Source organism: Bacillus sp. JJ1773, assembly GCF_036962035.1.
Classification (GTDB): Bacteria; Bacillota; Bacilli; order Bacillales; family Cytobacillaceae; genus Cytobacillus.
Genome location: NZ_JBALNX010000050.1, coordinates 6,505 through 21,130 on the forward strand (window position 1 = coordinate 6,505; position 14,626 = coordinate 21,130).

At 36.8% G+C, this 14,626-nt stretch carries 14 protein-coding genes; 9 read left to right on the plus strand and 5 right to left on the minus strand.

What is annotated here, in order from left to right; genetic code table 11:
• Positions 1–256: 256 nt before the first annotated feature.
• On the minus strand, positions 257–421 hold the full coding sequence (locus V7127_RS15265; RefSeq protein WP_335487334.1) for a hypothetical protein: 165 nt from the start codon (positions 419–421) through the stop codon (positions 257–259).
• A gap of 224 nt (positions 422–645) precedes the next feature.
• Here V7127_RS15265 and V7127_RS15270 point away from each other — a divergent pair, with 224 nt between their 5' ends.
• The 4 genes from V7127_RS15270 (at position 646) to V7127_RS15285 (ending at position 5,427) form a co-directional block, all read left to right on the plus strand.
• Positions 646–2,874, plus strand: a complete 2,229-nt coding sequence (locus tag V7127_RS15270; protein ID WP_335487338.1) for an AAA domain-containing protein — start codon at positions 646–648, stop codon at positions 2,872–2,874.
• A gap of 259 nt (positions 2,875–3,133) precedes the next feature.
• Positions 3,134–3,337: a DUF3311 domain-containing protein gene (locus tag V7127_RS15275; RefSeq protein WP_335487341.1), complete on the plus strand. Its 204-nt coding sequence runs from the start codon at positions 3,134–3,136 to the stop codon at positions 3,335–3,337.
• A complete protein-coding gene (locus tag V7127_RS15280) occupies positions 3,337–4,830 on the plus strand; it encodes a sodium:solute symporter family protein (protein ID WP_335487544.1) in 1,494 nt (497 codons plus the stop codon). The genes V7127_RS15275 and V7127_RS15280 overlap by 1 nt, the downstream gene beginning before the upstream one ends.
• A gap of 276 nt (positions 4,831–5,106) precedes the next feature.
• Entirely contained in the window at positions 5,107–5,427 is a 321-nt protein-coding gene (locus V7127_RS15285; protein WP_335487344.1) for a hypothetical protein, read from the plus strand.
• 66 nt (positions 5,428–5,493) lie between these two features.
• Here V7127_RS15285 and V7127_RS15290 read toward each other — a convergent pair whose 3' ends face one another.
• Together V7127_RS15290 and V7127_RS15295 are read right to left on the minus strand one after the other, a co-directional pair.
• Complete coding sequence (locus V7127_RS15290) at positions 5,494–6,177, minus strand: class I SAM-dependent methyltransferase (protein WP_335487347.1); 684 nt, start codon at positions 6,175–6,177, stop codon at positions 5,494–5,496.
• Between the two features lie 134 nt (positions 6,178–6,311).
• Entirely contained in the window at positions 6,312–6,551 is a 240-nt protein-coding gene (locus V7127_RS15295; RefSeq protein WP_335487350.1) for a spore germination protein, read from the minus strand.
• Between the two features lie 590 nt (positions 6,552–7,141).
• Here V7127_RS15295 and V7127_RS15300 point away from each other — a divergent pair.
• From V7127_RS15300 to V7127_RS15315, 4 genes are all read left to right on the plus strand, one after another.
• Positions 7,142–8,044: an alpha/beta fold hydrolase gene (locus V7127_RS15300; protein WP_335487352.1), complete on the plus strand. Its 903-nt coding sequence runs from the start codon at positions 7,142–7,144 to the stop codon at positions 8,042–8,044.
• Between the two features lie 37 nt (positions 8,045–8,081).
• Positions 8,082–8,972, plus strand: coding sequence for an alpha/beta fold hydrolase (locus tag V7127_RS15305; RefSeq protein WP_335487355.1), 891 nt, complete (start codon positions 8,082–8,084; stop codon positions 8,970–8,972).
• Positions 8,973–9,169: 197 nt separating this feature from the next.
• Entirely contained in the window at positions 9,170–10,147 is a 978-nt protein-coding gene (locus tag V7127_RS15310; RefSeq protein ID WP_335487358.1) for a beta-carotene 15,15'-monooxygenase, read from the plus strand.
• 378 nt (positions 10,148–10,525) lie between these two features.
• A complete protein-coding gene (locus V7127_RS15315) occupies positions 10,526–11,437 on the plus strand; it encodes an endonuclease I family protein (protein ID WP_335487547.1) in 912 nt (303 codons plus the stop codon).
• Positions 11,438–11,558: 121 nt separating this feature from the next.
• Here V7127_RS15315 and V7127_RS15320 read toward each other — a convergent pair whose 3' ends face one another.
• Together V7127_RS15320 and V7127_RS15325 are read right to left on the minus strand one after the other, a co-directional pair.
• Positions 11,559–12,866 (minus strand): DUF4179 domain-containing protein, encoded by a 1,308-nt coding sequence (locus tag V7127_RS15320; protein WP_335487360.1) that lies wholly within the window; start codon positions 12,864–12,866, stop codon positions 11,559–11,561.
• Positions 12,859–13,377: a sigma-70 family RNA polymerase sigma factor gene (locus tag V7127_RS15325; RefSeq protein ID WP_335487363.1), complete on the minus strand. Its 519-nt coding sequence runs from the start codon at positions 13,375–13,377 to the stop codon at positions 12,859–12,861. Before V7127_RS15325 ends, V7127_RS15320 begins: the two co-directional genes overlap by 8 nt.
• 208 nt (positions 13,378–13,585) lie before the next feature.
• On the opposite strand from V7127_RS15325, the gene V7127_RS15330 reads away from it, so the two are divergent.
• Positions 13,586–14,563: a GGDEF domain-containing protein gene (locus V7127_RS15330; protein ID WP_335487365.1), complete on the plus strand. Its 978-nt coding sequence runs from the start codon at positions 13,586–13,588 to the stop codon at positions 14,561–14,563.
• Positions 14,564–14,626: the final 63 nt, after the last annotated feature.

Genomic DNA, 14,626 nt, shown 5'->3' on the forward strand with positions numbered 1-14,626 from the left:
CCTTTAGTTTTGCCTTAATCCGTTTGTGATTATAGTAGTAAATGTAATTCAATCCACTTTTGTACATCACTACGAACGACATTAAACATCTTAGAAAGGCTTGTTTACTACATTTCGTTTGAAAATAATGATTAACTATTTTTAATTTAAACTCGGTTGAGTATTTTGACATAAAGAAGCACCCCAGAAGTTAGATTTTTGTCTAACAATTAGGGTGCAGTTCACAATTGGGGTGCAGTTCAAATTGAGTGGTTTTTCAATCCCGCATCGCCCCAGCTTCCTGTGAAGTCATCGCCCCTTGCCCTTCACTGACATCTTTCCTAATTTCCTGTTTTACTTTCTGCGGATCCGTTCCAGCAACTCCTGATTGCATATTAGAACCAGACCCCAAATTCTTATTAGCTTGTTGATTCGTTTGCATACAATTCCTCCTCAATTGATGTCTTAACCTTCATATTATTTACAACTACACCTCATATATCCCAAGGATTTACACCCTCGCTCAAGTTACAGCTGCTTTTTTCCAATGATTACAATACGAAATACGCATGCGATTCACCATTCGAGGCAATCATTTTAATGTATAATAACCAGTACGATTTAATTGGAAATTATCTACGAGTAGTAAATAACAAGGGGAAACAAATGACAACAACCAAAACACACATCAAAGAATGGCAGCAAGCTCTCCAACAAGAGATTAATCACTTAAAGAAGTTCGGCGGAAGCCGCTATTCTGTCATAAACGGAAGGCTATTATCAAATGACGGCCCGTATAGCTACTATTTTGATACAGCCATCTCATTAAGAATACCCGTTGGTTCCTTCATAAAATTGGAATGGGGAACGATGAAAACTAGTGGAAAGGTACTTTCCTCTGAGGGCAGGGGAATTATTCTTGCTTTAGAGCAGAACTTTGGCGACCTCATTCCGGATGCGTATTTGCTACATGATCCTTGGGAATTGCTTGAACAATTAATCGAGCGCTTGGATGAAATCAAAAAAAACAAACAAAAGCGGCTGAGAGTGAAGAGATTGATGAATCCTTCCATGGAAACGAAACACCCTGAGGAAAAGATTCAGAGTAATGTCCATGAATTGGTTTTGCGGTCCAAATACAATCCGGCTACGTTCGTCTGGGGGCCCCCGGGTACCGGTAAAACATACACCTTGGCCAGAACAGCAGCTAATAAATATTTTCAGAAGAAAAAAGTATTGATTTTGTCGCATAGCAATCAAGCTGTTGATGTCTTAATGGGGGAACTGACTGATTTTATTAAAAAGAAAAAAAGATTTCGAGAAGGGGATGTGCTCCGCTACGGTGGGAACATAGGGGATACTCTTTCAGCCCATCTCGACATTACGACAAATTTGATGATCGAAAAGCAGGACCCGCTCCTTGCCCAGTATAGAGAGAGACTAATTGAAGAAAGGCGCCATTTAAAGCAAGATTTAGCCCATTCTTTCAGTAAACGAGACTCGGATCATCTGCTGGAACTAGAAACGAAGATTGCCAGGCTGCTGGAAAAGGTCCGGAAGGAAGAAGTTCAGTTAGTCAAAGAGGCGTTCATTGTCGGCACAACACTGGCAAAAGCGGCTAGTGACAGCGCTATTTATGAACAGGATTATGACCTAGTCATCCTCGATGAAGCAAGTATGGCCTATGTTCCACAGGCAGCTTTTGCCGCATCCTTGGGCAAGCGAGTCATTATTTGTGGCGACTTCAAGCAGTTGCCTCCGATTGCCGCAAGCCGGGATCCGCTTGTGGCCACATGGCTGAAAGAGGATGTGTTTCATAAGGCGGGAGTGGTGGATTGGTTGAATGAAGAGAAGCTTCATCCGCAGCTTTTTTTATTAAAAGAACAGCGGAGGATGCACCCTGATATTTCGGCTTTTACGAATCGGTACATCTATCAATCACTGGTTGTCGATCACGAAAGTGTCTCTAAAAGCAGAAATAAGATCACAAGCCTTGCTCCTTTTAAAGAGCGAGCTGCCGTGCTTATAGATACGAGTTTCACGGGCCTGCATTGTATTAGTGATAAAGCAACCAATTCCAGGTTCAATCTATGGCAGCTGCTGCAGTCTTTTCAATTGATTCATGAAGCGTACTTGGGTGGAGCTAGATCGATCGGGTATGTAACTCCATACCGTGCTCAGGCTAATCTTATGGAGCAGTTGTTGGAAGAGATTTATGAGAATGAGCGCGGCCAAGCGGATATCATTGCAGCTACTGTCCACCGATTCCAGGGGAGTGAACGGGATGTGATGATATTTGATACGGTTGATAGTGCCCCGCAAGATCGGGCTGGTATGCTGCTGACTGGCAAGGAAAGTGAACGTTTGATTAACGTAGCCATTACGAGAACGAAAGGAAAATTTCTTCACGTTAGCAACAGAGATTTTATCGAAAAGCATGTTTATCCAAGAAAAACACTGCGGCAACTCGTTGACCATCAAGTAAGGAACAAACAAACCGTTACAACGAAAGAAATTGGCTCCTGGATTCGCAACCAACACCCAAAATTAAGCTGGATGCATGCGCGAAAACTGGAAGCTGTCTTTCAAGACCTGAGATCGGCAAAGTCTTCGATTACCATCTCCTTGCCTGAGGGAAGCAAGTTATCTGAAGAATGGACTAAGCAGTTATTAAATAGAGAAAAACGAGTAAAATTGACGATTATTTCGAAACGAAAGTGGAGCAATTCCGATGTCTGGCAGGACGAGAGCTTTCCCTTTCCATTTGTGATCATTGACGGGAAAGTTTTGTGGCTCGGACTTCCGCTTGAAGGCGCCAGAGGAGTCCAGCCTCCTTATGTAGCGGCTAAGCTTCGTTCGAGTAATGTGTGTGAATATTTGTTAAAACAGATTTAGTTAAACTGTTTGCCGAGATGATCGACCTATTTTAGATAGGCGACTTATACCTTTTTAAATTATGATTGATAAACGAAAAATTTACCAAGCTGCCTTTATTAGGCGGTTTTTCTTTTTTTAATATAACTATTTATCGAAAGTTATGAAGTAATTAGTCTAAAAAATCTACTAATTCTTATACCAATATTTAAAAATTATGTTAATATTATTAAAATAATATTATTCCAATAAAATAAATAACGAATTTAGGAGGGGAAATATGAGCAAAAAAAACTTAAGGATCATTTTAATCGTCATACCATTTATCCTTATGCTCGGCGCAATACCTTTTGTTAATCGGATTCATCCTTTCATAATCGGATTGCCATTTTTTCATTTTTGGCTGCTTTTAGGGATGATACTTACTCCATTATGTACATATATGATTTATCAATTAGATAAGTCGGAAGGGAAATTTAAATGATGCAAGGAAATTTAACAGCTTTGTTGATCACAAGTTTTATTGTTCTATCAGTTATTTTAATTGGATTTATAGCAGGACGGGATAAAGCGAGTAGAAGCTCCGTAGAGGAATGGTCTGTCGGCGGGAGACGTTTTGGCCCATTGTTAGTTTGGCTCTTAGTAGGTGCGGATTTATATACAGCCTATACTTTTTTAGGGTTAACAAGTCAAGCCTATTCAAGTGGAAGCATTGCCTTCTTTGCGATTCCGTATACGATTATTGCTTTTTTTATTTCCTATTTCTTTCTGCCGAAGCTATGGAAAGTTTCCAAAAAATACAAACTTACAACTCTCGCAGATTATGCAAAATTGAGATTTGATAGTAAGTTTTTATCCTTTCTAATAGCCATAGTTGGAGTGTTAATGCTTATTCCTTATATTGATCTGCAGCTAGCTGGTATTCAAGATACACTGAAAGTAGCAGGTACAGGGTTTATTAATATTAATGTGGTTGTTATTCTATCATTCTTTTTAGTTGCCCTTTATACATTCTTTAGCGGAATAAAAGGACCAACCTATACAGCTATTATTAAAGACATTTTAATCTGGGTCATCATGTTATTCCTCGTTGTGACTATTCCGATCATCCACTTTGGAGGGTGGGGATCCATGATGGATAAAATTGTGACTGAGACCCCTGAATTGTTAACCATCCCTACAACAGGGCCAAGAGGGATTCCTTGGTTTCTCACAGCTTCATTAGTATCTGGATTGGCATTATTTATGTGGGCTCACGGTATAACTGGGGTATTTACGGCTAAAAGTACTGATGCCCTTCGGAAAAATGCAATCTATTTACCACTTTACAATATTGTGTTGATTCTTGTTGTTTTCCTAGGATTTGCTGCATTTCATGTATTGCCAGAAGGCAGCGACCCGCGTTTTGCGCTGCTAAATTTAATACAAGTTTCTTACGGTGGAGTTGTTCAAGGACTAGCCTATGCTACTATTGCACTAGCATCACTTATTCCTTGTTCAATCATGGCGATTGGTGCTTCAAATCTTTTTGCCAATAATATTTATCGAGATTTTATTAATCCAAAGGTTTCACCTGCAAAATTAACGATGATTACTCGCTCAATGGTATTTGTCGTCATTGGCCTAGCTTTAATCTTTGGAATGCTTTTCCCGACAGCACTTGTATCCCTTCAGCTTATGGGAGTATCCGGAATGGTGCAAATCTTTCCAGCGATTGTCTTTAGCTTGTTCTGGAAAAAGCAAACAAAAGAGGCTACTACTATTGGATTAATTGTTGGACTAGCTGTAACGTTTACGGTGTCTGGAACAGGAATGACATTCGGTATTTATGAAGGCTTTTGGGGATTGCTGGCAAACGTCCTAGCCCTTGTTATATTAAATCCGATTTTTGTTAAGAGGATCAAATCTAATCAAGTAATGGATCAGTTATTTACTGAACAACAAAATTTAGAAGTGGAATTAAGAAAAAATGCCTAAAGCACCGATCTATTCACACTTGAAGTTAAGCTCAAATTTTTTGTATTGATAAAAAGCTTGGGGTGGTTCTCTGTTTACAATCTGAATAGACATGAGATCCACCCCTTTGTTATTTAAAAAGAGTTCGACTTTAAACACTTATCTGGTAGTGATCGGTTGAACAATGTTCTTGACTTTTCTATAAATATGCCTCCTCTATAATGGTTAAATTGGGTAACACAAAACCCAATTTAAGAATATTTTATTACTGTATTGAAAAAGAGGCGGTAGATTGTCTTGCAATATCTTGTTCATCCGCTTAGGGATACCGATCATCACCATCACCATCATCATCATCATCATGAAAAGTGTAAAAAACATTTGTATCAATTTATTCAAGTAGAATTAAACGATGGCTCTGTTTTTCAGGGGTTACTTCACAGCTATGATCATGACAAAATGTATCTGATCATGCCCAGAGCACATCAGTCCACCCATATGACCATGAATGTTCATATGGATGATGAAAGTCGTTTATTTTTCGGACCCTTTGGCCTATTTGGCTTCCCTTTCTTTGGAATAAGAGGATTTGGTCCGTTTTTCCCGTTCTTTATCTAAACCTCAACTCAATGAAAAGGCTTGCGGTACAAATGTACAGCAAGCCTTTTCTAAATTACAGCGCCCTTATTTTGTGCATGAATATATTCTGTAGTCTAGAGTGCCATGATACTTTGCCATTAGATTAAAATGCTGAAGGAAGACCGACTGGAGTTCAGGATCAATATAATTTGAGTACTGAAATTCAACATCCGGATTGTCTTGAAGGATCGAATGTTGATTCCTGGATATTTTTATGTTTTTGAATCCTGTATATTTCATTAAAGTAATCCAGTCCTTCTCCGAAAGGATGTGATCAAATCCATAAAATTGTTTAATTTCCTCTTTTTCATTTATGTTGAGCGGATGGTTAATGGTAAGCTCATTTGCAATGAACCGCCCCTCATTCTTTAATAAACGAAATATTTCCTTAAGTGATCTAGGTTTATTTACAAAAGCAAGAACAGATTCGGAAATAATAAAATCAAAATGATTACTCTTTAATGGACATTTCTCTATTGAACCTTGAATAATTTCTACAGGCAATTGGTGTTTTTTCATTCTTATTTTTGCCTTTTTTACCATGATTGGATTAATATCTATTCCCGTTACTTTTACACCGTATTTAGAAGCAAGGTAGGCAGCTGTTTGGCCAGTACCACATCCAACATCTAATATGTGAGAAGTGTTGTTAAGTTCCTCTAGCATGAATATTTCCTTTGTTAATTGAATCCCCCCGGGGTGCGCACCGCCAACACCGAATTTAGACAAAAAATCTAAATACTTCCCAATTTGAATCACCCTCTTCAGATATCCTTTTTTGCATGATATGAAAGAATAAGTAAGTGGGTACCACAAATGTGGAAGAATAATGATAAAAAAGCCAAAACAAATTCGTTAATATATTATTTAATCAAGTCCTCGTTTTCAAGGTCCTTATCTAATTTTTGATCACTGACATCAGGGTCAAAAAAATTTGTGACTGAAATACCAGTTGATGTACTGATCCAGCCTCCAGCATTATTTGATCCACTCCCAGTCGGATCTTTTAAAGCAGATATAGGTGAAATAGACTTCGTATTACCAAAATTTACTATGCCTCCTGTCACTTTGTCTACTTGAATTTGTCCGAAAATGGATGCCATCTTATTAAATCATCCTTTTGAAAAAAATAATTTTATTGCAGTATATGTAGTCTTCATCAGAATGAAACTTGGGTTAGTGAAAGGAAAATGCAGGATTGTTAGCATAAGTTCCGGAATGCCAATAAGTTAAACAATCTTGTCTTATTAAATAAATGGCAAGATTGTTTGTCAGCTTCCTTAGCTCCTAAATAAAAATAATTGAAGTGCTTGCCCCCGCCATATGAATACTTAATACGCGGGGGCAGGCACTTTTTACGACTATTGATGTAGGAATATTCAGCCTTAATTCGGAAGAGGACTTCAGTGTAAGCCTGATATAGTATATTTAAGAAATTTATACAGTTAATTCAACCAATATTTAATAAGGGATTGATGGGACGTTTATAGATACAATCGTAGAGGCTAAAAATTGTTAGCAAAAGTTCATCTTTTACTGTTACCGATTTGTAACCTTTTTTGTTTCAATCCTCATTATCATAAAGGCATATCACATCATTTCATGACGACTAAATTTATTCAAATCGGTAGTATGCGGTTGAGAACTTAAATAATGCTGCGCTGGCAAAGTCGTAGACGAAGAGGGGATTTTTATGATGAATGAATACTTAGATTTATCACCTCACGATAGGAGCTGGAATCATTCATATCATATAGGCAAAACAGGAGTCCATATTCATTATGTGAGGATGGGGGCTGGAGAGCCTGTTCTGTTTTTGCATGGCTGGCCAGGTTTTTGGTATGATTGGCGCCATGTATTGCCAGAGTTATCAAAATCCTGCGATGTGATCGCTCCTGATCTAAGGGGATTCGGGAAGTCGGGGAAACCAGATGAATTACCTGTTGTCGCTTATACTCCTGAAAATCATGTAGACGATCTTATTGGATTAATTCATAGTCTTTCTTTGGATAAAGTAGTGGTCGTTGCTCACGATATTGGTGCAACCATTGCCCAAACACTTGCGAAAAAGTTTCCAAAGAGAGTTAAATCTTTTGTACTATTAAATCCTCCTTATGGCGGGATAGGAGAAAGAAGGTTTGATCCAAACATTCAAAGTGAGTTTTGGTATCAGCATTTTCATAACCTTCCTATTGCTGAAGAGATTATTGGTATGAACGATGCTTCATTAAGAGTGTATCTTACGTATTTTTATAATCATTGGATTGGTAAACGTGAAAAGCTTAGGGAAAAAGAACTCCACTATATAATAGAAGAATTTTTAAAGCCGGGTGCGTTTAAAGCAAGCATTGCTTATTACAGGGCAAGGTCAGGGGCAAAGACATCAAGTGCCTTGTCCTCACAAATCATAGAAAAGATCAGCCATAAGACAACCATTTTGTGGGGGAACGCTGACCCTGTTATCCGGTACGAATGGGCGGACAGAATCCCTGACTACTTTTCTGATGCAACCATTACCATTCTAAATAACATTGGCCACTTTGTTCCTTTTGAAACACCGTTAGATGTTATTAAAGCGGTCAAGGAACATGTATAGAAATCAAATAAAATTGAATTAATAGGAGGAGTTTAGGTTGTCCAATTATTCCTTGGCATTTAGAAGTATGGAGGGTGCCGGAAAGTTTAAACAAGTGTATGATGCCAATCTTTCATTATGGAAGGTAGATTACGAGAGTTTTTACGTTTCAACACGTTTCGGTGAAACACATATTATTGCAACAGGCCCTAAGGATGCTCCACCATTAATTCTCTTGCATGGCTTTGGCTTTGGAGCGACTATGTGGTATCCCAATATCCAAGAGCTTAGCCAATATTACCGAACATATGCGATCGACATTTTGGCAGATTTTAATTTAAGTGTAGTAGCAAAGCCTTATAAGGAAAAAAGGGACTGTGCCCAATGGCTTTCAGACGTTCTTCACGAATTAGGAATAGAGCAAGCAGCAATATGCGGGCACTCAGCTGGCGGCTGGCAGGCCATTAATTTCTCGATTCTTTATCCTGAAAAAGTGAATAAGCTTATCCTGTTAGCTCCAGCGGCTTCATTTATTCCTTTTTATAAACAATTCTTTTTAAGGCTATTCAGTATCATGATTATTCCTAAACGATCTTTTGTAATTAACTCATTCTGCAGCTGGTTTGTTGCCAAAGGGAATCAGGTGGAGCCGGGTTTATTTGACCAGTTTTACTTAGGCTTAAAACATTATAAACTTACAAAAACAATTGTTCCCTCTGTTTTCAGCAATGATGATTTTAAGAAAATTAGTATGCCGTCATTGATTATGGTTGGGGATAAGGAAGTCATCTATAATTATCAGGAAATGTTAAAAAATGCGCAGCAGTTAATCCCTCATATTGAATATAAAGTTATTTCAAATGCTGGGCATGCCCTTTCTATTGAGAAAGCAGAAGAAGTGAATGAATGTATAATTAAGTTTTTAAATAAAGTGGATGTTCAACGATAAGATGAAGTCTAAGAACCATCATATTCGCGGAGGATCCCAAGGGATTTAGAAAAATGCCAAAAAATAGGTGCTTGAATCACCTCGCATAAGTTACAATTAAAGTAAAAAAAGGTGATTTTATGCTAGTTAAGCAGATTCTTAGGAAAAGCTATGTATGGATGCTGTTGTTGATATTGATACTTAGTTCAAATTTCATATTGTATCGAACGCCCCTTTCACCATTGGTTCTAACGGATGAAACGAAATGGGTTGTTCTTGGGTCTCTGCTTGATTTAGCAATTATTTCACCATTATTAGTATTAGCCATAAATAAGAAAAAGGGCTCTTTCGTTAAGCGTTTTATTATTTTAATGGCAGGTGGGCTAATACTAGCAAAATTCTTAATACCCATGAAATATTTTGAACCATTTATCTGGATCTCCTATATTGGTTTTGGGGTTGAGGGACTATTGATTTTGATAGAGTTGTCAGTGCTTTTCTTGCTAGTTCGATATATGCCTGCCATCATTCAAAAAGTGCGCAGCAGTGATGAAACATTATTATTTTCCTTTCCAGCTGCCGTAAGGGAAAAAGTACGAAATCATCCCATTGTAAAAGTTTTTTCCTCTGAATTTCTTATTTTTTACTATGCCTTTGCGTCATGGAGGAAAAGTCCCCCGAAAGGAAAGGGATTTTTCACTCTGCACACAAAATCTAGTTTACTGGCATTTCATATTATGTTGATTCATGCGATTGTAATTGAAACACTGGGGCTTCATTGGTGGCTCCACGATAAGTCCATCGTTTTGTCGATTGTTCTTCTGATCTTAAATGTATATTCCGTTATATTTTTTCTTGGTGATATTCAGGCTGTCCGCCTAAACCCAGTCAAGTTAACAGACAATAACATATACTTATCCCTTGGCTCAGCAAAGAAAATGGTCGTTTCACTCGAAGATATTGCTGCTATTACAACGGACCAACAAGTATTAGATCAAAAAATAAATAGTAAAACCACGCTTGATTTTATTGCAAGGGATTTTGAAGAGGTTCATCCTCATATGATTCTAGAATTAAAGAACCCATGCCGTGCGACTCTTTTCTTTGGATTGGAAAAAACATATACAAGGGTAGCTATCCGCTTGGACGATCCGATAAAATTTCACCAAGAGTTGAAAAAGCGAATCAATATGTGAAGCTTAGATAAAAAAATGCGATTCCCTAATCAGAGAATCGTATTTCTTTTATTTCATTTTAATAGTCAATTCTTTTTCAATGGTTGCCGGATAGTCTAGTAGTATTAATTTAATTGGTCCAGGTGGTGCTGTAGAAAACATAAATGAAATGCCAGAGGAGTTAATACGGTTTAGACACCTGCCATATGGGATGATATCAGCCAAGGTGAAGGTATTGTAATGCAGAAATTGATACAAATACTGGGAAATTTAATATAAATGAAAAATTAAATTAATATTTAGGTTATATAATTGTGTGAGAGTGGAATAATCAATTACTGCTAGCTTGAGAGAATTTAAGCAGGAATAAAATTAGAAAGGAGGAACAAAATATTGAACATGAAAAATATAGAATCACATAAAAATGCAGATTTTAATGCTACATTGTTGGAGCTGGAGCTTAACAAAAAGAGGTTTAAAAATGGAAAAGAGTATTATGATGAAGAACAGGATCAAATGGCAATCAAAGATTATTATCATCAAATTGATTTTAATGAAGTGGACAAAAAAGAGTTATATAAGAAACTTAATCAGTTAATTACGAGTACACATGGAAATCAGCTCCCTTATAACTCTAAAACCCGGAATTATCTCTATTCAAGAATTGACCTCCATATAGACGGGAAGTTGAAGAGCATCTATTCCGGAAAAGAAAGAGATCCTGAACAAGTCATAAAAGATGATTATGAAGCAGAAAGAAAAAGAATAGAAGCCTATGCCAAGTTACAAAAAAGTGGCTCGAAAACCGAATATGAAATACAGATGGCGATGGCGTCCATTGAAAGTGAAAATATGTATAATTGTGAACATGTCGTTCCTCAGTCATGGTTTGATAAGGATAATCCGATGAGAGGAGATTTACATCATCTTTTTACGTGTGAAATAGATTGCAATTCATTAAGGTCCAATCATCCTTATTTTGATTTTGTGGACTATTCTCCTCAAATGGAAACGGAAGCGATCAGAGCACAGTGCGGGAAATATCAAGAGGGTAAGTTTGAACCTGAAAGTGGAAAAGGTGAGGCTGCCAGGTCGACATTGTATTTTTTGTTAAGATATCCAGGAGAAATTAGCCGATATAGCAGTAAGGACATTGAGATGCTGCTAAAATGGCATCGTGAATATAAAATATCCATTTATGAAAAACATCGCAACAAAGAGATCTTCAATATTCAAAAGAACAGAAATCCTCTAATTGATTTTCCTCAATATGCCGACAAAATCGATTTTACGTTAGGTTTATCATTGTGAATAAATAGAATTAAGTTCATATTTCGAGGCTATTTTTGTCATATGATTTTTTAGTACTTTTGTATAAAAATGAGAGAATCTTCCCAAAGTCAGTTATCCTGACTTTGGGGAGCCCTTTTTGTTATTTGATTTTTATATTCACTTCCTTTTCAATGGTTGACGGATAGTCTAGCAGTTTTAATTTAATTGGTCCATTTGGTGCATTTTCAGAAGGGTAAGGAATTTGATATATAGTAAAATTTTTATCAGATCCTACTGTTATTCCTCCGCTTCCACCAATAATATTACCATTCTTATCGATAGTGTTTTCGAATATTAAATTGTCATTGAAGTCATCTTTGGTTTCTAACTTTAATTGAATTATATCTCCCCACGCTTCGATCTCTGTAAATTTCCCGTCTTTAGGTGCCTTAAGGATTTCTTTGTTTGCTGGATCGATTTCGAGCCATAGTTCATCCTTGTTAAGTGCCCGAAGAGAACTAAATTGCAACTTTAATTTTTTCGGATTGGAGAAGTAGTTACTTTGCAAATGTATGATGTATTCGTCATCATTAATAGGATAATTACCTTTAACTCTTGCATCCCAAACCTCTCCCGTTTCGTCTACTAGCCGAAGATCATTAAAGCCAAAAATTTGTTTACTATTTTGTGAATTAAATGATACATGTACATCTGTTTGCGAAGGGTATACTACGACCTCTTTAATTGTGATCTCCTGTCCTTCAATTACTACTGTTTCATTCAGCTTAAACACTTTCTTTTCTGCAAACTTGCTTTCGTCTAAATGCAGCGGAATTTCCCAAACATCTTTCTGGACTTGCCCATCAATACTAAATTGAAATGAAAAAATTAGATCCTTCGGAAGCTGTTTTTGCTCATTAAGAGTGAATCTTAATTCTAATAGCTTATTTTTATCTATTGACCAAACTTCCCCGTGTTTTTGAGTAGAAAGTTCTTCGCCTTTTTGATTTAAGAGTTTAAAATCACCTATGACATGAAGATCTTCATTTTCAGCATGATAGTTATAAAACAAAGTTAAACTTTTTTCATCATGGATAACAGAATCTATTGTTAGTTGTATACCCGCATGTTCGACATTAGCATTCACTTTTTGTATGTAATCATTTTCTGCCGCTGCCAACAGCCCTTTGTCATAGCGGACAAATTCTATAACCTTGTCCATTCCCGGAATATTTTTCATATAAGTAGCCATTGTTTCTGAAACATTCACTGTTGTGAAAAAGGAAATAATGATAATGCTTGCCGTTAAAAGAATTTTCAACGGGATTAATTTTCTCTTTTTTATCTTTAATTCTTTTCCGCGTTTCATGCCTTCTAAGATTGCGGCATTAGCCCGATCATCAGAAAAAACAATCTCATTATAAAAATCTCTTGATTTCTCCAATTCTTTTTCTTCTTTTTCAAACATTCAGCCCACTCCTATCCTCCATTTGATTTCTCAGCGCTTTGAGTCCTTTGTATAACCATGTTTTTATCGTGCTTTCTGGATGTTCCAGAATTTCAGCAATATCTTTTATCCGAAGATCGTGGTAATACTTGAGAATAATCACTTCACGGCAGCGAGAGTCGATTTTCTGCAGGGCTTCTTGGATTTCTATAGATTGGCTGTGATCAATTGTTTCCGCAAGGCTATCTAACAGGTCCGTATCGGCTATTCTCTTTTTCCTTCGGCTTTGATCATGGCAGTAATTCAGCATAATTCGAATGAGCCATGTGGAGAAATATTCCGGTTCTTTTACTTTTTTAATAGAACGATAGGCACGAAAAGTTACCTCCTGCAATGCTTCCAGTGCATCCGCTTCATTACGCAAATAGGAGTAGGCAACTTTTAACAGACGAACTTTATGAATTTGCATAAGCTCGTAAAATGCTTCGTCATCTCCCTTTTTTGCTTTCTGTAGAAGTTTAATTACTTCCAAGAAGATCCTCCCCTTTTTCTTTTCTATACGTTAGACATGGAAATCGCGTAAAAAGACTTAAAAATTTACATTTTGATAGTGATCATTTGGTAATAGGTAAAAATTCATAAAATAATCTAAAAATTAACATGTATTTTACGAACAATTAACATTCCTACAGTAAATTATAGTTAAATGTGATTAATTATTGGAAAATGGGGGTGAGTATGTGCACATCGAAATTGGAGAAATATCAAAAGACAATGTCATTGTAACACCTTCAACCTTATGTGAGGTTGTTTATTCAATATTTACTGAAGACCCATCCTTGGAAGGGATTGTCGTGTGTAAAGAAGAACGGCCAATTGGGTTAGTAATGAGAACTCACTTTTTTCAAAAACTATCAACAAAATACGGATTTGACCTTTTTATGAAGCGGACGATTGAACTCGTGATGGACCAAGAGTTCCTAATGGTTGAATATTCAGTCCCCATTACTGAGGTCAGTGCGCTAGCGATGGGCAGAATGCAGGAGCATCTTTATGATTATGTCATTATCACGAAGCATGACCGTATCCATGGAATTGTAAGTATTAGAGAATTAATTATTAAATTATCAGAGATTCAAATAAATATTGCCCGTTTTTCAAATCCTCTCAGCGGACTTCCTGGAAATAATGTAATCGAAGAAACACTGAACGAAGTGTTGTCATATAAAAGATTTAGTGTGTTTTACATAGATATTGATTTGTTCAAATCCTTCAATGATACATTTGGATTTAGTAAGGGCGATGAATTAATTAATGAGACTGCCAAGATTATTAAGAAGGTAATTGACGTCGAGGAGAACGCTCCCTCCTTTGTTGGACATATTGGCGGCGATGATTTTATTGCCGTTATCCCTCATTTCAACCATGAGCCGTTATCACGACAAATTATTTCACTCTTCCAGTATGCTACGAAGCGTTATTACTCTGAAGATGAATGGAAAAGTGGGAGAATTCAAGCAAGAACAAGACAGGGGCAGATTGAATATATTCCGTTAGTAACGATATCCATAGCGATTGTACAAAATAAAAACTGTGTATTTACATCAGTAGAGGAAATAAGTAAAGTGGCTGCTAGATTAAAAAGCAGATGTAAAGCGATTAAAGAAAGTTCATTTCTATCGTTAGAGGATGTCAGTGAAGAAGTTTTGCCTCAATAGTGGTAGAAAAGCCATGTAGTTTTGATAAACTACATGGCTTTAAGTTTTACATTAACACGTTTG